At 38.4% G+C, this 25,362-nt stretch carries 20 protein-coding genes; 7 read left to right on the top strand and 13 right to left on the bottom strand.

The genetic code is table 11. The features are described 5' to 3' along the window. Position 1: 1 nt before the first annotated feature. Entirely contained in the window at positions 2 to 733 is a 732-nt protein-coding gene (gene ubiE / locus JK629_RS01600; RefSeq protein WP_202336901.1) for a bifunctional demethylmenaquinone methyltransferase/2-methoxy-6-polyprenyl-1,4-benzoquinol methylase UbiE, read from the bottom strand. Between the two features lie 206 nt (positions 734 to 939). On the opposite strand from ubiE, the gene trkA reads away from it, so the two are divergent. Both trkA and JK629_RS01590 read left to right on the top strand, forming a co-directional pair. After that, positions 940 to 2,289: a Trk system potassium transporter TrkA gene (gene trkA, locus JK629_RS01595; protein ID WP_202336900.1), complete on the top strand. Its 1,350-nt coding sequence runs from the start codon at positions 940 to 942 to the stop codon at positions 2,287 to 2,289. Then, a complete protein-coding gene (locus tag JK629_RS01590; protein WP_202336899.1) occupies positions 2,289 to 3,794 on the top strand; it encodes a TrkH family potassium uptake protein in 1,506 nt (501 codons plus the stop codon). The genes trkA and JK629_RS01590 overlap by 1 nt, the downstream gene beginning before the upstream one ends. Positions 3,795 to 3,820: 26 nt before the next feature. Here JK629_RS01590 and purT read toward each other — a convergent pair whose 3' ends face one another. The 4 genes from purT to JK629_RS01570 all read right to left on the bottom strand — a co-directional run bounded on the left by purT (position 3,821) and on the right by JK629_RS01570 (position 10,401). Continuing rightward, positions 3,821 to 4,987, bottom strand: a complete 1,167-nt coding sequence (gene purT, locus JK629_RS01585; protein WP_202336898.1) for a formate-dependent phosphoribosylglycinamide formyltransferase — start codon at positions 4,985 to 4,987, stop codon at positions 3,821 to 3,823. Positions 4,988 to 5,084: 97 nt separating this feature from the next. Then, a complete protein-coding gene (locus JK629_RS01580) occupies positions 5,085 to 8,000 on the bottom strand; it encodes a GEVED domain-containing protein (RefSeq protein ID WP_202336897.1) in 2,916 nt (971 codons plus the stop codon). Between the two features lie 107 nt (positions 8,001 to 8,107). Continuing rightward, positions 8,108 to 9,295, bottom strand: a complete 1,188-nt coding sequence (locus JK629_RS01575; RefSeq protein ID WP_202336896.1) for a pyridoxal phosphate-dependent aminotransferase — start codon at positions 9,293 to 9,295, stop codon at positions 8,108 to 8,110. A gap of 5 nt (positions 9,296 to 9,300) precedes the next feature. Further along, positions 9,301 to 10,401, bottom strand: a complete 1,101-nt coding sequence (locus JK629_RS01570; protein WP_202336895.1) for a fatty acid desaturase family protein — start codon at positions 10,399 to 10,401, stop codon at positions 9,301 to 9,303. A gap of 126 nt (positions 10,402 to 10,527) precedes the next feature. On the opposite strand from JK629_RS01570, the gene rsmG reads away from it, so the two are divergent. Continuing rightward, positions 10,528 to 11,157, top strand: coding sequence for a 16S rRNA (guanine(527)-N(7))-methyltransferase RsmG (gene rsmG / locus JK629_RS01565; RefSeq protein WP_202336894.1), 630 nt, complete (start codon positions 10,528 to 10,530; stop codon positions 11,155 to 11,157). An 18-nt stretch (positions 11,158 to 11,175) separates the two neighbouring features. Here rsmG and JK629_RS01560 read toward each other — a convergent pair whose 3' ends face one another. After that, complete coding sequence (locus tag JK629_RS01560; RefSeq protein ID WP_202336893.1) at positions 11,176 to 11,739, bottom strand: NUDIX domain-containing protein; 564 nt, start codon at positions 11,737 to 11,739, stop codon at positions 11,176 to 11,178. A gap of 75 nt (positions 11,740 to 11,814) precedes the next feature. Then, positions 11,815 to 13,494: a T9SS type A sorting domain-containing protein gene (locus JK629_RS01555; protein ID WP_202336892.1), complete on the bottom strand. Its 1,680-nt coding sequence runs from the start codon at positions 13,492 to 13,494 to the stop codon at positions 11,815 to 11,817. 360 nt (positions 13,495 to 13,854) lie between these two features. Here JK629_RS01555 and JK629_RS01550 point away from each other — a divergent pair, with 360 nt between their 5' ends. Then, positions 13,855 to 14,592: a T9SS type A sorting domain-containing protein gene (locus JK629_RS01550; protein WP_202336891.1), complete on the top strand. Its 738-nt coding sequence runs from the start codon at positions 13,855 to 13,857 to the stop codon at positions 14,590 to 14,592. A gap of 73 nt (positions 14,593 to 14,665) precedes the next feature. Here JK629_RS01550 and JK629_RS01545 read toward each other — a convergent pair whose 3' ends face one another. Both JK629_RS01545 and JK629_RS01540 read right to left on the bottom strand, forming a co-directional pair. Continuing rightward, positions 14,666 to 16,312, bottom strand: coding sequence for a DUF6029 family protein (locus tag JK629_RS01545; RefSeq protein WP_202336890.1), 1,647 nt, complete (start codon positions 16,310 to 16,312; stop codon positions 14,666 to 14,668). A 25-nt stretch (positions 16,313 to 16,337) separates the two neighbouring features. After that, positions 16,338 to 16,820, bottom strand: coding sequence for a TlpA family protein disulfide reductase (locus JK629_RS01540; protein ID WP_202336889.1), 483 nt, complete (start codon positions 16,818 to 16,820; stop codon positions 16,338 to 16,340). 158 nt (positions 16,821 to 16,978) lie between these two features. Here JK629_RS01540 and JK629_RS01535 point away from each other — a divergent pair, with 158 nt between their 5' ends. Next, positions 16,979 to 18,298 (top strand): Omp28-related outer membrane protein, encoded by a 1,320-nt coding sequence (locus tag JK629_RS01535; RefSeq protein WP_202336888.1) that lies wholly within the window; start codon positions 16,979 to 16,981, stop codon positions 18,296 to 18,298. Positions 18,299 to 18,378: 80 nt separating this feature from the next. On the opposite strand, the gene pruA is transcribed toward JK629_RS01535, so the two are convergent. Next, positions 18,379 to 20,004 (bottom strand): L-glutamate gamma-semialdehyde dehydrogenase, encoded by a 1,626-nt coding sequence (gene pruA / locus JK629_RS01530; protein WP_202336887.1) that lies wholly within the window; start codon positions 20,002 to 20,004, stop codon positions 18,379 to 18,381. A gap of 184 nt (positions 20,005 to 20,188) precedes the next feature. On the opposite strand from pruA, the gene JK629_RS01525 reads away from it, so the two are divergent. After that, positions 20,189 to 20,899 carry an NRDE family protein gene (locus tag JK629_RS01525; RefSeq protein ID WP_202336886.1) on the top strand — a complete coding sequence of 237 codons (711 nt, stop codon included), beginning with the start codon at positions 20,189 to 20,191 and terminating at the stop codon, positions 20,897 to 20,899. Here JK629_RS01525 and apaG read toward each other — a convergent pair. The 3 genes from apaG to JK629_RS01510 are packed head-to-tail and all read right to left on the bottom strand — an operon-like array spanning position 20,889 to position 23,672. Beyond that, complete coding sequence (gene apaG, locus JK629_RS01520; protein WP_202336885.1) at positions 20,889 to 21,275, bottom strand: Co2+/Mg2+ efflux protein ApaG; 387 nt, start codon at positions 21,273 to 21,275, stop codon at positions 20,889 to 20,891. The two genes, JK629_RS01525 and apaG, sit on opposite strands and share 11 nt — an antisense overlap. A 3-nt stretch (positions 21,276 to 21,278) precedes the next feature. Further along, complete coding sequence (locus JK629_RS01515) at positions 21,279 to 22,376, bottom strand: DUF3667 domain-containing protein (RefSeq protein WP_202336884.1); 1,098 nt, start codon at positions 22,374 to 22,376, stop codon at positions 21,279 to 21,281. 42 nt (positions 22,377 to 22,418) lie between these two features. Beyond that, positions 22,419 to 23,672: a type IX secretion system plug protein gene (locus tag JK629_RS01510; protein ID WP_202336883.1), complete on the bottom strand. Its 1,254-nt coding sequence runs from the start codon at positions 23,670 to 23,672 to the stop codon at positions 22,419 to 22,421. A gap of 335 nt (positions 23,673 to 24,007) precedes the next feature. On the opposite strand from JK629_RS01510, the gene JK629_RS01505 reads away from it, so the two are divergent. Further along, positions 24,008 to 25,360, top strand: a complete 1,353-nt coding sequence (locus JK629_RS01505) for a Na(+)-translocating NADH-quinone reductase subunit A (protein ID WP_202336882.1) — start codon at positions 24,008 to 24,010, stop codon at positions 25,358 to 25,360. The last annotated feature ends 2 nt before the right edge of the window (positions 25,361 to 25,362 follow it).

Genomic DNA, 25,362 nt, shown 5'->3' with positions numbered 1-25,362 from the left:
ATTATTTAGTAGCATTATAGATAGTTGCCACACCGAAAGTCTGTGGTTTATTTTTCACTTCATTAAACCCAATTTTGCGCAAAATATTGTTGAGCTTTTCCCCGTGCGGAAATACGGAGGCACTTTCGCTCAAATATCTGTACGCAACTTTGTCTTTGGAAAAGAGCTTTCCCACCAAGGGCAAAATATTTTTTGAATAAAAATAATACCCTTGCTTAAAAGGAAATTTTGAGGGTACCGAAGTTTCCAAGATTACAAACAAGCCCCCTTTCTTTAAGACACGGAGAATTTCAGAAAGGCCTTTTTCAAGATTTTCAAAATTCCGGATTCCAAAGGAAACAGTAATGGCATCAAAAGTATTGTCTTCAAAAGGCAAAGCTTCAGAATCTGCCTGCACAAACTCGATCTTTTCTGAAATTTTCTTTCCAGTAACCTTTTTACGGGCAACGGATAACATTCCTTCGGAAATATCCAAGCCCACAATTTTTTCCGAGGAAGTTTTTTCGGCAAACTGAATGGCCAGATCGCCGGTGCCCGTAGCAATGTCCAAAATGGTTTCAGGTTTTACTGCGGCAACCATTTTGATTACCTTTTTTCGCCACTTGACATCGGAACCCAAAGAAATTACACGGTTTAGGCCGTCATAATTTTCAGAGATAGTATCGAACATCTGTTCAACCTGCTTCTTTTTTCCTTCCGAAGAATCTTTATAGGGGGTTATTTTCTTTTCCATAAAATTGCGCTTGCAAAACTACATATTTTTTGAGAGGCGCTGGTAACTTTGTTAAAGTTTCAACCTATTTATCCATATTTCTTCTTGAAATACAATATCTTAATCCATGGCTTTTATTTCTATATCTTTGCACACACATATATATTAAAATAGCCTTATTTGGAAAAACTTCGGTAAGCCTATTTTAAAAATTAAATTCAATCTTAATGAAGATTATCATTGCTGGTGCCGGCGAGGTGGGATTTCACTTGGCGAAGCTATTGTCTTTTGAATCACAGGACATTACCCTTATTGATACCAATCGCGACTCATTAGCTAATGCGGATACGCATTTGGACATTCGCGTAGTAAGGGGCGATGCCACTTCCATTTCTGTGCTTCAGGATTCCCGGGTGAATGATACCGATCTTGTAATAGCTGTAACTTCCAGCGAAACCACAAACATTACTGTTTGTGTACTAGCTAAACAATTGGGCGCAAAAAGGACCATTGCCCGTATTTCCAACACCGAATTTATAGATAGAAAAGATGAGGTAGGGTTTACGAAGTTTGGTATTGACGAACTTATTTCACCAGAATCATTGGCTGCAAATGAAATAGAGTTGCTGTTAAACCAAAGCGCTTTCAACGACACCTATGAATTTGAAGATGGTGCATTGACGATGATTGGTCTAAATCTTTCACGTACGTCTGCTTTTGTAGGTAAATCTGTGAAGGAAGTTGCAAAGTTGCATCCCGAGCTGCGGTATGTGCCCATTGCTTTGCAGCGTTTCGGAACACAATATACATTGATTCCCAGAGGCGATACACAGTTTAAGGAGGGCGACCAAGTATATTTTACCACTTGTAAAAATGGCTTGGAACAAATTTTTAAACTTACCGGAAAAGTCCGGCAGGAAATTAAAAATGTAATGATTCTCGGCGGAAGTAAAATTGGTTACAAAACAGCAAAAGACCTTTGCAAAAGCAGTTTTAGGGTAAAACTTATAGAAAGCAGTAAGGACAAAGCTTTTGAAATAGCCGATGATATTCCGGGCTGTCTGGTAATTAATGGGGATGGTAGAAATGTAGATCTGCTTCAGGAAGAATCTATTGAAGATATGGACGCATTTATTTCGGTAACCGGGAATAGCGAAACCAATATTATGTCCTGTTTGGTTGCCAAATCCAAAGGCGTAAAAAAAGCCATCGCCTTGGTTGAAAATATGGATTATTTTCAGCTATCCCATTCTATTGGCATTGATACGCTTATTAACAAAAAGCTTCTCGCGGCAAATAATATATTCCGCTACGTACGCAAAGGAGAAGTTGTGGCAATTACAAAGTTGAACAACATGAATGCCGAACTTTTGGAGTTTGTGGTTTACTCGCATTCCAAAGTTTGCAATAAAAAGATAAAGGATCTTGATTTTCCTGCTTCTGCAATCATTGGCGGGGTAGTAAGAAATGGAGAAGGAATTATTGCATTGGGCGATTTTGAAATTAAAAGTGGCGATAGAGTAGTGGTTTGCTGTCTTCCGCAATCCATTGGAAAAGTGGAAAAACTTTTCATATAATGAATTCACTTACAAAACTTAACTATAGAATCATTTTACACCTCATGGGCCTTTTGCTCATAGTTAATGGGGGTTTTATGTTGTTGTCTTCCATAGTTAGTTGGTATTATGAAGATGGTGTCCTCACACAAATGCTTTTAGCGGGTACGGTTGCTTTGGGAATAGGTGGAATTGGAATGATCTTTACAAAAAACCACCGGAAAGAAATCCAAAAGCGGGAAGGATACATAATAGTTACTTTTGGGTGGATATTTATGGCGCTCATTGGTACTTTGCCGTATATATTTACGGGGGCAATCCCCAGTTTTACCAATGCTTTTTTTGAGACAATGAGCGGCTATACCACCACAGGCGCTTCCATTTTAACCGATATAGAAATCATTCCCCGCGGGGTACTCTTTTGGCGAAGTATAACCCATTGGATTGGGGGTATGGGTATAATTGTTTTGGCTATTGCCATATTGCCCTTACTGGGAATAGGAGGTATGCAGCTTTTCGCAGCTGAAGCTCCAGGACCGGGAGGCGATAAACTCCATCCTAGGATTACAGATACAGCAAAAAGATTATGGCTTATATATGTAGGCTACACGTTAGCCGAAACAATTTTGTTGAAAATTGCCGGAATGAGCTTTTTTGATGCTATAAATCATTCATTGGCAACATTGAGCACAGGGGGGTTTTCCACCAAAAATGCGAGTGTGGCTTATTGGAATGACAATCCTGTGGTTCAATATATTATCATTGTATTCATGTTTTTGGCGGGAAGCAATTTTGTATTAAGTTATTTTGCCTTTAAAAGGAAATTTCAGAAGATTTTTCAGGATGAAGAGTTTAAAATGTATTCAGCCTTTATAATTGGGCTTACCATTGTGGCAGCTTTATTAATTTATTTTGAAGCAGACGTGACGCTTTCAGGAATTGCACACCCAATGGTTTGGGGGCAATTTGAGAGTGCTTTTCGGCATGCACTTTTCCAAGTACTTACAATTATTACAACCACAGGTTTTGTAAGCGCTGATTATACCATGTGGACACCATTTTTGACAATTTTCTTTTTCGGGATGATGTTTTTGGGAGGCTGTGCGGGTTCCACCGCCGGAGGAATAAAGGTAATGCGCCATCTAATAATGATCAAAAATGGCGTTCTTGAATTTAAAAGAACGTTGCACCCACACGCCATTTTACCTGTTCGGTATAACAGAAAAGCTGTCCCGCAACCTATTGTATTTAACATTCTTGGCTTCTTTATTTTATATATGCTTTCATTTATTATAGGAACCTTGGTTTTTTCTTGGATAGGATTGGATTTCAAAACCGCACTCGGAGGAGCCGCTTCAACCTTAGGAAATGTAGGTCCAGCACTTGGCGATCTTGGACCGGTAGATAATTATGCATATCTGCCCGATGCGGCAAAGTGGTGGTCCAGTTTTTTGATGCTTATTGGTAGATTGGAACTGTTTACCGTGCTAATTCTGTTAACTCCCTTTTTCTGGAGAAACAGATAATTTGAGTTAAGAATTATTGTTTCGGTTTATTTTGAAATTACTTTTACTTCACTCGCTAGCTTTTTTGCCTTTTCCGTTACTTCTGAAATATTTCCGTTAAGCGCGTCATAGGTTAAAACCACTCCCATTCTCCTGTAGGGTCGCGAGGTGGGTTTTCCGAATATTCTGAAATCCGTTTTCGGGGAAGCAGCCACAGTTTCCAAACCTTCAAATGTTGGATTTTGTGAATTTTCCGAAGCTAAAATAACCGCACTTGCCCCAATGCGCTCCTGTGTAATTTCAGTAATTGGAAGTCCCAAAACTGCGCGAAGATGCAGTTCAAATTCATTGAAGTTTTGGGTTTTGGCTAAAGTTACCATCCCTGTATCGTGCGGTCGTGGTGAAAGTTCTGAAAAATACACCCCATCATCTGCAACAAAAAACTCCACGCCCCAAATACCGCAACCGCTTAGGGCAGTGGTAACCTTTTCGGCCATTTGTTGTGCTTCATTTAAAGCTGAATTTTCCATAGTTGCGGGTTGCCAGCTTTCCATATAATCCCCCCGTTCCTGCCGATGGCCTATAGGTGGACAAAAAAGTGTTTTTCCATTTTGTTGGGTAACGGTTAAAAGTGTGATTTCGTAATTGAAATTTATAAAGGCTTCCACGATTACTTCAGCAACATCGCCGCGGGAACCAGCTTGTGAATAGTTCCAAGCATTTTTAACGTCTGCCTCAGTTTTTATGATGCTTTGGCCTTTTCCGCTGGAAGACATCAATGGTTTTATAACGCAGGGAATACCAATTTCCAAAACTGCTTTCTTAAGGCTTTCAACAGAGGTTGCGTAACGGTATTCGGCGGTTTTTAAGCCCAACTCTTTTGCAGCCAAATCACGAATGGCTTTACGGTTCATAGTAAAATTTGCCGCTTTTGCGGAAGGGATTACGGTGTAGCCCTGTTTTTCATATTCGTAGAAGCGTTCGGTGCGTATGGCTTCAATTTCTGGAACAATGTAGTCTGGTTTGTATTTTTCCACGATTGCATCCAAGGCATGCCCGTCGAGCATATTTATTACTTCTGTCATATCTGCTATTTGGGCGGCGGGGGCATTCTCATAGCTATCAACCGCTATTACCGTTTGTCCGATTCTTTTTGCGGCAATGGTAAATTCTTTACCCAGTTCTCCGCTTCCCAATAATAAAATTTTAGCCATTGTAAGTTTTTTTGTAAAAATACAGCAATTGGAAGCATGAAAAAACCCAAAGCAGAATTTGTGCTTTGGGTTCTTTAAGATTTAAAATGTGTTAAAATTATTTTACGATAATTCGTTTAACTCTTCCGTCTTTTTTGTTTCCAACACGAATTAGATAAATACCTTTTGCGACATAGCTCATATCCAATTTATAACTGTAACCGTTACCGTCGTTTTCAAGTTTTTTGAATAGTAATCTTTGCCCCAGCGTATTGTGAACAGAGAGGTTCAAAGCCCCTGAATAATTTACTGTTTTCAATGTTATGTCGAAATTGTTATTATCCAACGATAAAACGGTTAAGCCATTTTCGTCAAAAATATTTTCATCTATGCCTACTAAGTTTCCAATCTGTGCAGTATAATCTTCGGTTTCACCGTACGTTGTTTCCTCACAAGCATCTTCTGGAACGGGATTATTCCAATTGGATTTGGCGCGCATAAGGTGTTGTCCTTCTGTAGCTCCAGCTGGAATTATCAAATCCATGGTTTCTGTATAGGTTCCGCTACCTTGACCGGGAGCTACTACGTAATTATTAACTACTTTTTCATTAGGAGTGAAAACAAAATCATCGTTAAAATCTACCCAAACTACAATATACTGGTTACCATATCCGGTAGTAACGGTAAGCTCGTTGGTAGAGTCCACTTCCATTTGGGCAACAAGATTTGTGAAATCACCATAGCCTTCGCACGCAGATGGATTGTTTATATCGGTTACGCTGAATAATCGAAAGCCATCTCCCAAGGTACAATCGGCTGTTGGTTGACAGTTTTGCTTTGTTATAACAACTGAAGTTTCATCATTTGAAGTATCGCTGTCACCGGGTAAGGAAGTATAAGCGCTAAGATTATAAGTGCCGAGTGCAGAAAAATCTCCAGTTTGAGTAAAAGTATATGAGGTTGATGAATTTCCTGCTAAAGGACCGGCAACTACTTCTGTAACTATAGTTCCGTCTAAGTTGTACGATACATCAAAATTTGATTTTGGCTCGCCTCCAAAGTTATTAATGGTAACTACAATATTTTCTGCAGCTGTTAAGTCAGTTCCTGAAACTGGTGCTGTAATTGCGCTTACGCCAATATCATTTGGTTGCAGATAAGTAACCATTTTTGTGCGACCATCGTTAGATGTGTCTTGATCACCACTCAAGTTGGTTTCAGAAGTAATGGAATAGGTTTGCCCTACAGTACCTAGGTTTGCAGTAGCTGTAAAGGTATATTGAGCTGTTGCAGCAGAAGCTATTGTTCCGGTAAAATTTTCTGAAATTACAGCCCCTCCATCTACCTGGAAGGTTACAGGAAAGTTTGAAGCACTGTTTTGCCCGTAGTTAAAAATGGTAACGGTAACTGTTTCACTGTTTGAAAGGGTTCCGGTTATTGGTGAGTCAATACTAACAACTCCAACATCGTTATTGAAGTTTGGGGCAATTTGGAATACACCTACCACATCTTTTCTTCCATTGTTCATATATTCATTAATGAACCAAAATTGTTTGTCATTAGCAGGGTCCAAATCGATTTTACTATAGTCACCATAGCGAAAGCTAGGAATATTTTGGTTTCCTGCAGCGATCAATTCTTCAGCAATAGTCATTGTATTTAATGGGTCGTTTGCATAACGTCCTGTATAGTAGGAACTAACTCTCTTTGAATTAGGATTTGGGGTCGTAGGGCCTGCCATTGCGGTATAACCCATACCAATATTCCCTTGAACATCCATTATCATACTTGCATGCCAAGCGTGTTTTCCTTCAGGTGATGTATATGTACCTTCTTGATAAATAGACCAAGGCTGTCCATCTGCAGATTGGCGAAGCTCAAACCAACGAACGCCTGCAAGTTCACCTCCGGAAGCATCCGTATCAACCACAAAGTTGAATAAAGCGGAATTGTGGTCTGAAAATTTTCTGAATTGGGCCTGATTCATTATGGTGGCTTGTAATGCATCTATATCAGAGCCACCACCTGGCTGGGTCAAGTTTGAAAAACTTCCGCCATCAAAAACTGAAATAAATGGAGTAGTGGTTAGCTCTACAGGGGCAGATATTGTTGAACTTCCTGGGCTGGCCCAATTTACGTCTACAGTCCATATTTTTATGTGATCTTGGGAAACTCCCGACCAAGCATCATCTTGTAAATATATAATAGGTAAGCCTCCAGCGGCAGGAAGATTATTATTGCTTACATTTAAAGCTTGGGGGCTATAGAAACCACTGGTTACAATACCCGGCAATGGAAAACCAATTATTTGGGCAGAAGGGTCGCCCGCAATCATTTTTGTGCGTTCCATTGCATAAATTCTATTGGTTGCCGTAGTATTGTCAGTCATATAATACCCATCGCTCCATACAGAAAGTTTTTGGTAATCATTAATTTGAGGAATAGTATAAACATACCAGCCGTCATTCACTGGATCTGGACCATCAGAAACAGCAATTTGTGCACCATTGCCTAAAAAGGTCATTACAAATCTATCAGCAGCATTATCATATGAAATGGTAAGGTCGCAGCAACCTCCGTTTGGAAAAATTGTTGGATTTGGAGAGATTTGTCCTGTAAGCGGATTTCCACTTTTGTCAAATATTCTGAAACCGGTATTGAATACTACCACCGCATGATTTGGGCCAACACCAATCGAGGGGTCGGTAGGCTGTGAGCTTGACTCTGCAGCATCAAAAACCAAGGTAGGGGCTCTTCCACTAAGTACTTGCTCCATCTTGTCTGGATTTCTCTTGAAATAATCATCTTCTATCTGGGGGTCTTTTCCAGGAACAATCAAGTTTTTTGAAGCTCTTCCATCTTGCATCACTTGTTCTTTTACCCTCGCAGGCGGTAAATTTGTTTGGGAAGCTATTGATGGTACATGTACCATCGATCCTATAGTACCAACGTATGTAGCATTTGTTTTTTCCTGAGCTTGTACTTGAAAGACAATTACTAAGAAAAATAGAATTAAGGTAATTTTAGTTTTCATTGTTAATGATTGGGATTAAATTAAAAAAAATAATAGTCTAAAGTACTGATAAATTGAAAATAAAAAAGGGATTGATTAATTTTTATCAATCCCGTTTCTACTACAAGTTACGCTAAGGCTTCCTTAATCCGTCGCATGGCTTCTTTTATTTCCGTTTCAGAAGCTGCATAAGAAAGACGTATGCAATTTGGGTCGCCAAAGGCTTCGCCTGTTACGGTTGCTACTTTGGCCTCCTCCAAAAGATAAAGAGAAAAATCAGAAGCCGTGTTTATGTTTTTTCCGCGCAGGGTTTTTCCAAAGAAATAGGAAATATCGGGAAACACATAAAAAGCACCCTCAGGCTGGTTTGTTTTAAAGCCTTCAATTTCAGAAAGCAAATTCAAAATTAATTTTCTTCTTTCCTTAAAGGCGTCTACCATAAATTGAATCTTGCTTGGTGGATTTTCCAAGGCTGTGATTGTGGCTCTTTGTGCAATACAATTGGCACCGCTGGTAACTTGTCCTTGCATCTTATTGCAGGCTTTTGCGATCCACTCTGGCCCACCGATGTAGCCAATGCGCCAACCTGTCATGGAAAATGCTTTGGAAACACCGTTTACAACTACGGTACGGTCATACATATCATCAAATTCTGCCATCGAGGCATGGCCCCCACTGAAGTTTATGTGTTCATAAATTTCATCACTGATAACGATAACATCTGGATATTTTACCAAAACATCGGCCAATTTGCGTAGCTCTTTTTTGCTGTAAACAGAGCCACTTGGATTGCATGGGGAACTATAAATAATAAGTTTTGTTTTTGGTGTAATGGCGGCTTCCAAAGCCTCGGCAGTTACCTTGAAATCGGTTTCAATAGAAGTAGGTATTTCTTTTGGAATACCACCGGCAACTTTACATTGGTCTGCATAGCTTACCCAATATGGTGCTGGTAACAAAACCTCATCGCCATCATCCAATAAAACCATTGTCAAATTTGCCAATGACTGCTTGGCTCCAGAGGAAACCACAATTTGTGATGGCTTATATTCTAAATGATTGTCTCTTTTAAACTTGGTAATGATAGCCTTTTTTAGATCGCCATAACCATCAACGGGTGTATAGGAATGGTAATTGTCTTGAATGGCTTGAATAGCTGCATCCTTAATAAAATCTGGCACAGGAAAATCTGGCTCTCCCAAACTTAACCCAATTATATCTATGCCCTGTTCTTTTAATTCTCTTGTTTTGGCGGCCATTGCCAATGTGGCCGAGGTGGCCATCTCGTTCACGCGTTTTGAAAGTCTGTTGTCCATAATATTTAAACGGATACGGCAGGCTTTAGCCCCATTTCTTTTAAATGCCTAAAATGTGCAATAATAGCCTTGCGGGTGGTTTTATATTCTTTGTAGGGTAAATTGAACTCTTTGGTAGTGCTTTTTACAATTTTAGAAATATTCTTGTAATGTATGTGGCTTATATTCGGAAAAATATGATGCTCTACTTGATGGTTCAAGCCACCGGTGTACCAATTTACAATTTTATTGTTTGTTGAAAAGTTTACTGTAGTAAATAGCTGGTGGATCGCCCAAGTGTTTTTCATCGTTCCGCTTTCGTCCGGCAACATTATATCTGTAGAATTTACTACATGTGCGAGTTGAAAAACAATGCTCAATATTAAGCCTGCAACATAGTGCATAATGAAGAATCCCAAAAGAATTTTCCACCAGACAATATTAAAAAAGAGAATGGGTATAACGATCCAAAGGGATACGTAAATTATTTTGGTAATGACCAAAATACTCCACTGTGTAACCGGTTTTGGCAGTTTTCCATAGGAAAGTTTACGGGCCAAGTATCTTTTTGTCTGAAAAAAATCGGTGGTCAAGACCCAATTAAAAGTTAATAGGCCGTAGAAAAAGAGACTGTACCAGTGTTGGAATTTATGGAATCTGTGCCACTTAGAATGTTTTGAAAATCGAAGTATTCTTCCTGCTTCCAGATCTTCGTCGTGGCCGTGGATATTGGTGTAAGTGTGGTGCAGTACATTGTGCTGTACCTGCCAGTTATATACGTTTCCGGCAAGAATATACATGCTTCCGCCCATAATTTTATTCACCCATTTTTTTGATGAATAGGATCCGTGGTTTGCATCGTGCATTACATTCATGCCCACGCCAGCCATGCCCACGCCCATAATAATGGTAAAAAGCAATTGTGCCCAGCCAGGAAAATCAAGTGTAAGAAGCAGGAAGTACGGTGTTAGATAGAGCGAAAACATAATGATTGTTTTCAAGTGCAGTTTCCAGTTTCCGGTGCGTGCTATGTTGTTATCCTTAAAATAATCGTTAACGCGCCTGTTCAGCGTTCTGAAAAATTTAGCGCTATCAACTCGGGAGAAATTTAAATGTGTATATGACAAAATGAAATTTTTAACGGGAAATTGTTACAATGAAAGCCACAAAAATAATTATCTTTTGCGGAAATCTCGAGGTACAAAATCATAATTTTCCCAAAGATAACATACTTTTGCCTCTTAAATATAATTATGGAACTCATATTAAAATATTTTCCGGAAATAACGGATACACAGTTAGCTCAATTTAAAAAACTTCAGGAGCTTTATGAGGACTGGAATTTAAAAATAAACGTAGTTTCCAGAAAGGATATTGAGGAACTTTACCTTCGGCACGTTCTTCATTCTTTGGGAATTGCAAAGGTACAACCGTTTCTTCCCGGTTCGCGAATATTAGATGTAGGCACAGGCGGTGGTTTTCCGGGTATTCCACTGGCAATTTTATTTCCGGAGGTGCAATTTCATTTGGTCGATAGTATCGGAAAAAAGATAAAGGTTGTAGAAGAGGTAGTTTCCGGCTTGCAACTGCAAAATGTAAAAACAACAAATGCACGCGTAGAAACCGTTTCCGGGAAATATGATTTTATTGTAAGCCGTGCCGTTGCCCAAATGGAAACCTTTGTACATTGGGTAGCCGGCAAAATCGCAAAAAAAAGCTTGCACGAACGAAAAAATGGAATTTTATATTTAAAGGGGGGTGACTTGGCCGAAGAATTAAAGTATTATCCAAAATCTACAGTTTTTCCTTTATACGATTATTTTGAAGAAGATTTTTTTGAGACAAAAAGCGTAGTGCACCTTCCTTTAAAATTTAAGGGATGAGAGCCTGATGCTGATAACTTAAGAACAGTTTTTTAATACATACCATTGGAGCGCAAGGATAGTTTTTGCGTCCTTTACTTCCATAATTTTTGAAGGTATTTCGGACACGGGGATTTTCACCAATTGAATATCTTCATTTTCCTGTGAATTTCCTCCACCTTTTTCAATTTTGTCTTTAATGGATATTTCAGAATAGTATAAAAAAATGCGCTCGGTTGAAGCACCGGGAGAAGTGTAAAATGTATATATCAGATTTATGCTAGTTAGCTTATATCCTAACTCTTCCATTACTTCACGTTGAATGCAGTCATCTGGTTTTTCATTTTCTTCCAAGGATCCAGCCGGAATTTCAAGCAGCCACCCTTCGGTATGTTTGCAGGTTGGATACCGAAATTGATTGGTTGCTAAAATACTCTTTGTTTCTTTTTCATAAATTAGAATGGCTACAGAATCGCCTCTTTCAAAGGCCAATCTTTCGGTATTTATTTTATTGCCGTCAAAGGTGTCATAAATCACTTCGGCTTTGACCATTTTATAATGGTCATCAAAAACGGTTCTTTCATTTTTTATTGAATATTCCATAATATGATTTTCAATTAAAGTAATAAAAAAACCCCGAACGAGTCGGGGTTTCCAAGAAGTTTAATAAAAATGCATTTATTTGGTAACCAAGAATCTTTTTGTAATTACCGCATTATCCTTAGCGATTTTCATAAAGTAAGTTCCGTTTTCAAGACTTGAAACGTTTACTTGCGCATCTCTAGAAATATTAGTTTGCGAAAGAATAAGTTTTCCAAGGATATCAAATATTTGAATATCTGCATTCTCAGCATTTTTAAGATTTAAGATTGTGCTTGCTGGGTTTGGATATAAAGCAATGCTGCTTACTTGATTGTCATTTACTCCTAAAACACCATTACTCGAGAATTGAATAGTTTCACCTGAGCCATAATCTCCATCAGTGTAATATATAAGGTTTCCATGGTGATCTGTTAAAGTTACTGAGCCACCGCCGTCACCGTAGGTATCACGTATTTCAAAAGAATAGCAATCTACGTCTAATGTAAAAGTTTCATTTATGGTTTGGTTGTTTCCGTAAGGTCCGCCAAAGTCAACTATATCTCCTGCTCCGTCTCTTAAATACCATCTTACTTCACTTCCATATCCATCTGTATTTAAGACCATGTTTACAATTCCGGTTCCTTCAACGGCTTCATTAAAAGATGCCGTAGCTTCATTATTGGCGTTGTCATCATCATTAGGAAGACTCACTACTAGCGTATTGTTTCCTTGTAGGTTATATGATACTTCGGGAAGCTCGATAGTTTCATTTTGAAGGGTTTCAAGACTTCCGGTCCATGTGTAGTTATGAACATCCCCATTAATCACATATTCGATATCTAAAGAAGTAATTGTGTTTTGCCCCATGTTTTGGATGTTTACTTCTGGCGTTATGGTGTTTTTACATGTATTTGGGAGTTCAACTATATATCTTAAGTTGGCATCATCATCATTTGTAATACCAGCGTAGGTAGGGTTTGCACGACTTCCGCTAGGTATTTCCTGTGTGTTATTAGCAATGTAAGCTACTACTTCCATCTCTGCAATATCTGTCGGTACTCCGTTGTAATCTGGCGGAATGGTATAGGTATAGGTGCGATCCACAAAAGTGCCTGAAGTTGTTGTATTAATGTCTTCGCCCCATTGTCCTGTTATCATTTCTACTAATCGGTGCATGTGGTTGTAATTGTTGCCTTGACCACCTCCGGTTTGAGGGCCTTTGGTATTGTTTTGTAGCAAAGCCACATTTAACTTGTTAGTAGGTTCGGGACTATTTCCCGTATAATAAGCTTCCACGTGAATTGTTATAACATTGGTGTTAACGTCTATTTCAGCTTCCACGGCTACATTCACTTCAGAGCCTAAGGCTAGTGTTTCATTGGAAGATACTGTCCAACTGCCTCTGCCCATTGCGGTACCTCCTGGGCTCATTCCGCGACCCGGGAATACATGGCGGTTTACAGTCCCGCCAGGGTATCCTGTCAAGCCTGTTTGTCCAACTATGGCAGAACCGTAAGGGGTTCTAAAGTCGGGCTGGTTTCCGCTGGGAGTAGCAAAACCACCGACGTGAATATTAATTAAAGATACATCATCTGGATGGGCATCCTGTATTGCTTTTGCAATTGCGTGCCCTTGAGGACAAAAAACACAGTTTATTCCTGTAAATTCTTCAAGAACAACATTTTTGTTTTCGGGAGAAGTTGAAACAATTGTTTGCCCATATGATGAAATAGCAAATAAGGCAACAACCAAACTGAGGGGTAGTTTTTTAAACATATTTTTTATTTTAAATAGTTGTTTGATATAAGTTTAGCTACAAATATAATTGATAAAATATTATTAAAATAATCTTTGAAAATAAAAATATAGGATTTTATTGTTAAAATGAGGCATTCACTATAATAAAAAAGATCAGATATTAATTTTTTTTATGATTTTTTTCATTAAAAGCATAAGAAGGTGCAAAAAACATATTTTCTAAAAAAGGTGGGTTAGGACTAGAATTTTTTTAAAAATCAATCAAAAACGTTAAAAGTCTGAAATAGAAAGTATCCCTAGCAAAGTTTTTTTAATTATTATGTTTACTTTTGCTCTGCTTAGTAAATATTTCAAATAATCCTAAAAACTAAAAAAATTATGAAATTTAAATTACTTTTTTTGAGTGTGCTCGGTTCGGTAGCTTTGGCAAATGCTCAATTTACCGTTACAGACAGAGCGGGAAATGTCCTTAATGATGGCGATGTTAAAGAATTTGGGTCAGTGGAATTTCTGGATGCAGAATATGAATTTTATGTGACCAATGATAATCCATCCGAGGAAATATATACCAGAATAGAATATGTTGACGAGTCTAATTCCACAAATGGGGAGTTTGAGCAATTGTGTTATGGATTATGCTATAATAATTTGGTAGTTGGAGAGACTGTGCCTCCATCTACTGAATCTGCTCTTGCTATTGGAGTTGGAGAAACCACTCCGATGGGAAATCATTTTTATAATGATGATCCGGGAAATGGATCCGACAATGTTGATTTTGTTTTCAGTTTCCGTCAATTTGAAGATCCGGCCGGGACCATAGAGATAGGTACTCCCTTAACTTTTACATACCGCTATAATCCAACATTGGGAGTTAACAGTAACTCAAAAGTTAACCTAACAGTTCAATCTACTGTTGTGGATAGTGAATTGGTTTTAATTATAAATGAGCCTGTAAGTATGATGCTGTATGATATACAAGGAAGAGTTGTAAAACAAATGCAATTGGCTACTGGCCGTCAAACAGTAAATGTTTCCGATTTAAACCCACAAACCTATATCGTTCAATTTAAAAACGAAAAAGGAGCTGCACAAACAACTAAGATTTTGGTTCAATAGCCATTTTAAATTATACAATGAAAAAGCCCCGAAGATTCTTCGGGGCTTTTTTTTATATATTGATATGATAGGGTTAAAAAGTAACAACTAAATTTGCTGTAACGCCAGTATTCTCAGGAACAAATCTACAAACGCCACCTACACATATTAAACCACCTCGTTGGCGGCCATAGTTCATTGCAAAGCGTGTGCGGCCTTTGGTGTAGCTTCCGCCAAAATTGTAATAATGCAATTCGTCTTCTCCTCCATAATTCCATGAATCTGCAGCATATAATGTAAATGCGGGATTAAAATTATATTCCAAAACACCCGCTGCCCAGTTTTTACGGTCATCTGGTGTCCATAAGTGCTGTAATTCCATGCGCAATGCCTTGCCACCTTCAAAACGACGGGTTCCTTCCACTACAGCAATTTGAGCTCTAATATCTCCCTGAACCCCAAGCGGACCGCCCAAGGAAACACCTTTATCAATAATAACGTCTTGGTAGGTGGCAACGGTACTCCATTTTGATGACCATCGGTTTTTGATTTCAATGTTGAGATCGCGAAAATACCGATCACCTTCACCAATAAACTTAGCGTCATAAGTTTGGTCTTCAGAGTTGAAGGTGGCGTCCAAACCGGCCCAATAAGAAAAATTACCAGCTATTTTCGTTCCCAACTTGCCCAAGGTACTTTCCTTGTCAAAGGAATAAAAAAGGTCTACCTGTGTACCTACTTCTCCAGCTCTTTTTTCAGTATCGTTAAACAGTAATCTTGGCTGTGCATTATACACATATATATTTGAAAGTAGATAATCGTGTTGCTTTGTGAGCGCTGGAATGTAGTTTACAATTTGTTCATTGTAAATGTTTCCTTCGGCATAGCGGTCTGCATAGAAATTAAAATTTTCAAGCCTTCTAAATGTAGAATTAATTCCGAGACCTTTTTGGGCATATCCTAAGTTAACCTGCAGGGCAGTACCGTCAAAATGTTGTGCAGATGATATTGTGCCTTCATTAACAATAACATCGGGATCTTTGGTGATAGCTTCAACTCCTCCGTAAAAATTTTTCAAGACAAAATCCAATCGTCCTCCATAAGCATTCACATTTGCAGGAATAGAATCATTGGCTCCGTTTGCTTGGTATCGACCTACGTAACTTGCTCCAAGTTTAACGTCAATTGTCTCTACTTTCATTAGGCTGGAAACGTCAAGATTTGCATTTAATCCTTGTATCACACCTTCCGATACATCGAAACCATTCCGTACTTGGCCGTATACCCCTGTTACATCAACTTCTGCGGTAGGATTGAATTTTACTCGAATTCCTTTTATAGCATTATTGATACCTAATTGTCTGTCTTCCCAAGTTCTAAGAATAAGTCCGCTGCCAAACTGTTCGTAAAAATATCCGCCGGTAACGTCCAGGGATTCACTTTTAAAATTAAGATAGTAGGTGCCTACTCCATTTTGGTTTTCCCAGGTGGGAGAGTAGCCAAGCAGTACTGAGGGCAGATAGGCTTCATATTGAATGCCAGCAGTAAATTTTCCATACGTATAATTAAGCTGAAAATAGTTGTTAGAGCGAAACTGATCCTCTGGGGCAATAAAAGGAAGATCGTCGTCGTCAAGCAGCCATTGTGAGTTTGATTCCAAACCACCGAAAAAGTAGCCAGTGTCTTGCGAATAGGATATGGTGCCCATAAGTATAAAGGCGCCCAGAATAATTTTTCTCATTATAAAAAGTTGGTTGGTAAAAGTTTTAATTAGTGTATTCTTTTATTTTTTCATAAAGCTCCATTTCTGCACCCGGACTATACCCAGAGTGTCTGTAGACGATTTGATTGTTTTTCACTAAGAGTGTTAATGGAACGGTTGCAGCCCCAAGTGCTCTTTTAAAGTCATTATTGGTGTCCAGAATAACGGTGTATTCCCACCCTTTTCCATTTACCATGGGTTTAACTCTTTTTACGCCACGGCTGTCATCTATTGAAACCGCATAAAGCTTAACATTGGTTTCTTCCTGCCACTCTGAATATAGTTCACTAATAGCATCTAGTTCTTTGATGCAGGGAACGCACCAGGTAGCCCAAAGTGAAACCACAACTACACTATCATCTGTAGATAATTCTTTAGAATTGAAAGGCTCACCGTCAAGGGTTTTCATATCAATATTTGGAAGTTCGTTTTGTGAAATGGCAGGAATTGATACCATTACAAGAAAGAGGAAAAGAAACTTTTTCATGAATTGAAAATATTATTAATTTATAAGAATAGCAATATTAAGTTTTTTTTAATAAAAAAATCGTTTTGCTGCGTTTAAATTATGTATTTAACGTTACAAAGCCGTACCTGTTTTATAAAAAACGTATATTAGCACACATTATTTTTTAACTCGTTATTATGAGAAATCAATTTATTTTAAAATTTTCATTACTATTTGCCTTTATAGCTATTGTGGCTTGTAGTAAAAAAGAGGATCCTATTGGTGCGGGAAATGAAAACACCTCTATTGTTCTTACGAGCGATGCCGGAGATGGCACTGTAGAAGTTTTGGCCGTTGATCAGACAGTTACTTTCAGAGTTACTGGAAGTGATGGTGAAGACTATACTTCTTCTTCAATAATATACGTTAATGATACCGAAATAGAAGGAGGGTCATATACATTTTCAACAATTGGTGAATATACCGTAAAGGCAATTTACCAAGGTATTACCAGCAATATGTTGAGTTTTCAAGTGCTTTCAGAAAACGAGCGTGCGCTTACTGTAGATGTGGCCAAGGCAATGCGTAACCAAACTATTACCTTCGGCTTATTGGATAGCGAAGGAAACAACACTGCTTCCGAAGCAATTTTTTACGTTAATAATAATCCTATTACAGGTTTCAGCTACTCTTCTGCCGATGAAGGAAATTTTGAGGTGTATGCTGAATATATGGAAAACGGACAAACAATAACTTCTAGCACAAAAAGCTTTTCTGTCTTTATTCCAAAACGAAAAGTAGTTATAGAGGATTACACCGGAACATGGTGCGGCTTTTGCCCGGCTTTGGTTGTTGCTATAGATAGCCTAAGAGTGAGAACGGATCATATAGCGGTTGTTGCAATTCATAAAACCGCCTCTAGCCATCCAGATCCTTTGGATTTTCCAAGAATCACAGATTTACAACAGGAATTTGGCGTAGGGAACGGTTTCCCAAAAGCTCAAATCAATAGAACGACCTCTTGGGTTGCCCGATCCGGTCCTGAATTTATTATTGAAGATACTGGAATCCTTGCCATGGCTGGTTCTGAAACTAACGTTTCCATTGCAATTAATTCACAGCTCAGTGGCGCAGACCTTACCGTGGAAGCAAAAGTAAAATATGAAAATGGTTCACAGGCCGGAGATAAACTCGTTGTTTATTTATTGGAAAGCGGGGTAGCGGCAGATCAGGCAAACTATTTTAACGAAACGCCAGGACACCCATTTGAAGGAAAGGGGAATCCTATAGAGGATTATATTCACAATGATGGCTTGCGTAATTCATTATCAGCCTTGTTCGGTGATAACATACCAGAAACACAGCCCTTCCAGGAATTTACTAAAAACTACAATTTTTCAGTTCCTTCAAACTATGTAGGAAATAACCTGAGCTTTGTTGTTATGGTTGTAGATTCTGAAAATAATGCGAAAAATGCGCAAGTAGCCCATATAAATGAGACTAAGGATTTTGAATAATTAATTATTCATTTATGAAAAATCCCTTCCTAAACTAAACATCAGGAAGGGATTTTTTTATTTGTAGATTACTGATTTATTTATCCCAAAAAAGGATATCTATAATCCGTTGGTGATACAAAAGTTTCCTTTACCATCCGCGGAGAAATCCATCTGTAAAGATTTAACTTACTTCCAGCTTTATCGTTTGTGCCGCTTGCGCGTGCACCACCAAATGGTTGCTGGCCAACTACAGCTCCAGTAGGCTTATCATTTATATAAAAATTACCAGCAGCATTCTCAAGAATTTTTACGGCTTGTTCCAAAGCATATCTATCTTCGCTAAAAACGGCGCCTGTTAAACCATACTCACTGGTTTCATCAACCAAATGGAGCGTTTCTTCCCACTTGCTGTCCTCAAAAACATACACAGTTAAAACCGGTCCAAAAAGCTCTGTGCACATGGTAGTATATTTTGGGTCTTTAACAACTATTACTGTAGGCTCAATAAAGTATCCTGTGCTTTTATCATAATTTCCACCAGCAATTATTTCGGCATTTTTGTCTTTTTTGGCCGCATCAATATATTTTACAAGCTTGTCAAAAGAACCTTCGTGGATTACTGCGGTTATAAAATTGCCCATATCTTCTGGAGATCCCATTTTGAATGAGCTTATGTCTGCAACCACATCATTTTTAACATCTTTCCAAATGCTTTCTGAAATATAGCATCTACTTGCGGCGCTACATTTTTGGCCTTGGAATTCAAAAGCACCACGGCTCATAGCGGTTGCAACTTGTTTTGGGTTTGATGATTTATGTGCGACGATAAAGTCTTTTCCACCAGTCTCGCCCACAATACGCGGATATGTTTTGTAGTTGTGGATATTGGTTCCGATTTTTTGCCAAATATCTTTAAAAACATTCGTTGAACCTGTAAAGTGGATTCCACTGAAATCGGGGCTTGCAAGAACAGTATCCGTTATCATCACCGGATCTCCCATTACCATATTTATAACTCCCGCAGGAACGCCAGCTTCTATGAATACATCCAGCACGACTTTTGCGGAATAAACCTGGCTGTCGCTAGGTTTCCAAAGAACCACATTGCCCATTAAAGCGGCACTAGCCGGAAGATTTCCAGCTATAGCGGTAAAGTTAAAAGGTGTTATTGCATAAATAAAACCTTCCAAAGGTCTATATTCAATTCGGTTCCAATTTGCCGAGGTTGATTCTGGTTGCTCGGCATATATTTCAGTCATAAACTGAACATTAAAACGTAAAAAATCGATTAACTCGCACGCTGCATCTATTTCAGCTTGGTAGATATTTTTGGATTGCGCAAGCATAGTGGCTGCATTAATCTTGGCTCTATACGGCCCGGCAATCAATTCTGCTGCGCGTAGAAATATTCCTGCGCGTTGCTCCCAAGGCATGGCAGCCCATTTTTTTCTGGCTTCCAAAGCAGTTTCAATTGCTTCCTCCACATTTTTTTTGGTAGCCTTATGATACGTTCCCAATACATGTTTGTGATCGTGTGGAGGTGACATAGTAGCAGTATCCCCCGTCTTTACTTCTTTCCCGTTAATGAATAAAGGCACTTCCACTTTTGAATCGTACATTTTTTTGTAGGTTTCAAGTACTTCCTTGCGTTCCGGTGAACCTGGAGCATAACTCTTTACAGGTTCATTTACGGCGATTGGTACTTCAAAAAATCCATTTCCCATAACTGTTTTGTTTTTTCTGTTTATGAAGATTGCAAAGGTACAATTTTTTTAGTGTTCAGTATCCCGTAGCAGTTGGCAGTTTTCCTTTTATTATAGGAAAATAGTTGCGTTTTAAACAAATAAAAATTTCCTAATTCCTTAGTTTTACTGAACACTGAACACTGAACACTGAACACTGATAAATATGTGCACCATCACATTTATACCAAAATCAAACACCGATTTCATTCTCACATCCAATCGCGACGAAGCTCCCGAGAGAGAAACTTTTCCACCAAAGATATATGAAGAGGATGGCGTAAAATTGCTTTATCCAAAAGATGCAGTAGCGGGTGGAACTTGGATTGGTGTGAGTGGAAAAAAAAGGATTATTTGTTTGATGAATGGTGGATTTGTGGCCCATGAGCGAAAACCATTTTACGAAAAAAGTAGGGGGGTGGTTGTAAAAGACTTGTTGAAAACTGACGATTTCCAAAAAGAAATAGAAGCTTATGATTTTAACGATATAGAACCTTTTACTGCAGTTTTGGTTTCATGGATTTCTGAAATACAACTATTTCAATTGGTTTGGGATGGAAGGGAATATCATTTTTCCGAAAGACCCCTTGCACCCACTATTTGGTCTTCTTCGCCCTTGTACCCTGAAGACTTAAAGAAAAAGCGCGAGCAGTGGTTTTCAAGGTTTTTATTAGAAACAGTAAGACCTTCGGAAGAAGAACTGCTCAAATTCCACAAAACCGCTGGAGAAGGTGATTTGTCCAGTGATCTAATTATGGACCGTGGGTTTATAAAAACAAAAAGCATTACACAGATTTCCAAACAAAAAGAAACCGTTGAAATGCGTTATGAAGATTTGCAAACTGGATTAATAACCCAAAGGGTCTTTAATTCATAGAAAATGGCGCGCTTAAATTGAAGAGCGGAATTGAGACTCTAAATTTTCGTGTGGTAGCAAAGTTGACCATATTATAGTGACCCTTCATAGCCCCAAAAGGTGAAAACAGAAGGCAGCCGCTGGTATAGGAATGTCTGTCCCCGGGCAATAGTATTGGTTTTTGACCTATTACTCCTTCGCCTTCCACAATTTCAGTATTGTTGAGAGAATCCTTTATTTTCCAAAGACGCGAGGTAAGTTGGACAGTGTCTTTGCTTTGATTTTCAATGGTTACTGTATAGGCAAATGCATACTGCATTTTACGGTTTTTGTAAAATGTGCCGTCAAATTCCGTTTTTACCGAAATTTTAATTCCCTGTGTTACCTGTTGTACCATTATTTAATAAAATGCTGCGCTCATCGCTACAAAAATGATCGCTGAAAAACTCAATCCTATTCCAAACACAATGTTTAAAAATACGAATTTTATTAAAGTTAGCAGCCTATCCTGTCTGTAAAAATTTCTTAAAGCCTTATAAAAATAAAAGGGTCCGATGAGCATAAAGAGAATACCGACTAAAACTTGAGTCTTCAAAATTAGGTCTGGAATTAGTGATATGAGCATTCCCAAAAAGATAAAACTGAAGATATGGAATATAAAAACCATATGCTCTACGTAAGTATATTTTTTCCGCGAATAGATAAGCCAAAAAAAGAGTGCGAAAAAGGGCGTGAAAAAGAACAGAAAGAAAGGTATTTTGGCAAGTATATAATTTACAAATGCCGGTGGATTCTCCCTAATTTTTTCAACAGTTATATTTTTGGAATAGACCCATCGGTTGAAAGAGGTGTTCCTGTGGTTGAGGCTGTCCAATGCTGCGTGGGCATTTTTTATTTTATGGGTTCGGTAAAAATCATTATAAAGAACAAATCTTTTAAAATAACTTTTAATAAAAGACATGCTGTCAAGTTCTTTATCCGTAAGCTGTTTTGTGGGTGCACCCTGTTGTTGCTTATTTATGGAATCTGAAAAACGAGAGGCTTGCGAATTAGTAGACGAAAAGTTTTGGGCCAGTGAGTCAAGACTGAAGGTGTTGGTATCTGCTGTTTTTAGATTTGCCGTTTCATTTTCTGAATCAGCTTGGAATATATTAATAAAGCCGCTCAGCAAGAAATAAATAATGGATACGCTTAAAAAAAACCGAAAAGGATTAGCGTACTTTAGGTATTGTCCATTTACATAATTTCGGGTAATTATACCGGGCCTAAAAAGCAGGTCCTTTAGCGTGTTTCTAAGGCGCGAATCATACACTACAATACTATTGATGAATTCCCCAAAAAAATCAACTGCAGAAAGTTGTTTGTTGCTGTTAAGTTGGGAGCAGTATGGGCAGTAAATATCGCTAGTGTCTAAAGGTTGCTCGCAATTTAAGCATTTGTTGCCGCGGTATTGCAATGATTTTCTTCCGGTGAAAATTTCATTTTTTTTGCGTTTCATAGCTAAAAGAAAAGTTAGATTTTTAGCTTTATTTCATTTAAATTAATTGTTGTTAATATTTATAGAATTGGCATAACCTGTGCCAATAATACGGTCATACCTAGCGCCCAGGTCGCGGAAATAAACAATAACAGCATAATCATTTTCAGTTTGCCAAAAATCGCCACTCACGGCACCTTCATCTATACTTCCATCACGGTTTACAACAACGTATTTGTAATTATAAAATCCTTGCTTAAACAGGCGTGAATTTCGGTAGGTATCCGTTGTAGGATCATATTTCATATAAGTGCTGGCATCGATGGTCCAGTTGTTGAAATTGCCATATAGATGAAGTTCCTTATCGCCTAGGTCGTCATAATATTGAAGGTTAAAATGCATACGCACATATTCGGCTTCAAGGTCTTGGTCTCTGGCATCTACATTGCGCACCACAAAATTTCCGTTAATATCTGGATTATAAGTGTATGGCCTGTTATACCTGGGTATATTTGTGTAGAGATAATTCTCATAAACATCCGTAAGTTCTATGGAGCGTACACCGTTAGTAGCAGACCGTTCGTCTTTGTTATCAAAAGCAAGAAATTCATTGCCGCCACCGAAAGAAGCTTCCTTATCATATCTATAAATAAGTTCATTACCCATAGTATATTGTGGCACCAGGTCTGTAATTGCGGTTTTAAGGTTGCTATTTTGCAATACTAATGTTTTTACAGTTTGCTTGGGGTTAACCAATAGTAAATTGGGCGAATTTATGGTGAAATGAACTACTTGTTTTTCTTCAATAACCCTTAAGTCCCTAGCGCGTTTTATTTCCACGCTCACAGAAGCTATGTTTTCAATCACCAAAAACTTTCGTGTAAATATCAATTCTCCATCGCTGTTAAAAATGCTTAATAGGTAATTTCCGCTTTTTTCAATCGCTCGGGTATCACGATTGGGGATGGTGAGTTCGTAATGCGAAAAAATTTGAAGCGTATTTACCGAATTTTGATAGGTGTCTATACGCACATCATCAAAACCATCCAAATATTCACTTTTTGAAAGATCGCTGGGGCTCCAGTCAAAATTATGGTGGGTTATGGTGTAGTAATAGTCTTCTTCTTCGCCATTAAGTGCATCAAAAGATAGTTGCAACTGACCGCCCAACCGGATAACGGGTAGCTGGCTAAGGTCCGTAGCGCCACGAAATTGTATGGTGCTGATGTATGAAGGTTCTACTTTTTCGACAATTTGGGAAAATACAGGAAAGACTGAAAGTATTATAAAAAGGATGGTGGCAAATGTTTTTGACATAACTGGGATTTAAGAAGCTAATATAAACAAATTTTGTGCCTCTTCCATTGGGGGGTTCAGGAATAATATATGGTTTCAGGATTTATATTAAAATTGAGAGTACATAAGTTATAGAATCTCTTCCTCATTAGAATCTAGTATTCTTTTCCGAATCAATTTTTTTAACTATTTAAAAACATTATAAACTTTCACTACACTTCTTTTTAACACAGAAAATTATATGCATTTGTTGTGCAATGGTATATTTAATTTATAAATTTGCACGCCCTTATTCCCTGCACATTTGTTTTAAAGGGAGATAGGGTGTTAAAAAGGTATTATTAATATCCATATGTATGTCCAAAGACATTAAGATTAAAAAAGGTCTTACCATCAAATTAAAGGGCGAAGCCGAGAAAATACTTTCCAACGCCCCGCGATCCAGAACTTTCGCAATTAGACCTTCCGATTTTCATCTCATCACTCCCAAAATGGTGGTAAAAGAGGGTGGAAAAGTTCAGGCTGGCGATATCATTTTCTATTCAAAACGTAATGAGGCCGTCAAATTTGTTTCGCCTGTTAGCGGAACGCTTACCAAAATAGAGCGTGGCGCAAAACGTGTTATTACTGAAATAATCATTGAAGCGGATCAGCAGGATACTTTTAGGGATTTTGGTATTTTGAGCCCAGATTCTTCAAGTGCTGAAGCCATCAAAACCCGTTTGCTGGAGGCTGGTTGCTGGCCATTTATTATGCAGCGTCCCTATGCGGTGATTGCTGATACTGAGCAAGAGCCAAGAGATATCTATGTTTCTGCATACAGTACCGCTCCACTTGCAAACGACTGCGATTTTTCATTAAAAGGAAAAGAAAAAGAATTACAAGCAGCAGTTACCGCCCTAAGCAAGCTTACAACAGGGCAAGTGCACGTAGGTGTAAGCAAAAGCGGTGACTCTCCTTTTAATGGTTTGAAGGATATTGTGCTTCATAACGTTTCCGGGCCGCACCCTGCAGGAAATGTGGGTACACAAATAAACAAACTTGGACCCGTTAACAAAGGCGAAATTGTTTGGACCATCGCGCCACAGGATCTTATTATTATTGGTGAATTATTGCTTACGGGAAAATTCCACGCAGAGCGTATCATCGCACTTTCTGGTTCTGAAGTGAAAACTCCTAAATATTATAAAACAAGAATTGGTTCTGAGGCAGCAACCTTTTTATACGACTCTGGCTTGAAAGACGAAAACGTTCGCGTTATCAGTGGCGATGTGCTTACAGGGAAAAAGATTTCCCCAAAAGGGCATTTGGGCTATTACAGTAATACAGTAACAGTTATTCCCGAAGGTGACGATTACGAACTATTTGGCTGGAACAAACCCGTATTCAATAAAATTTCAACTTCAAGAGCTTTAACTTTTTCGTGGTTAACGCCAAATAAAAAATACGACCTCGATACCAATACCAATGGAGAGCACCGTGCTTTTGTTGTAACTGGGGTTTACGAAGAAGTCTTTCCACTGGATATGTATCCATTACAAATGCTAAAAGCCTGTATGGTTCAAGATCTGGATGAAATGGAAGCTTTAGGAATGTATGAAGTGGCTCCTGAGGATTTTGCGCTTACCGAATTTGTTTGTGTAAGCAAGCAGCCACACCAGCAAATTATCAGGAACGGTCTTGATTTAATGTATAAAGAAATAGGATAACC

The sequence above is a fragment of the Aequorivita iocasae genome, from assembly GCF_016757735.1.
Classification (GTDB): domain Bacteria; phylum Bacteroidota; class Bacteroidia; order Flavobacteriales; family Flavobacteriaceae; genus Aequorivita; species Aequorivita iocasae.
This window is presented reverse-complemented; position numbering and strand designations above follow the sequence as displayed.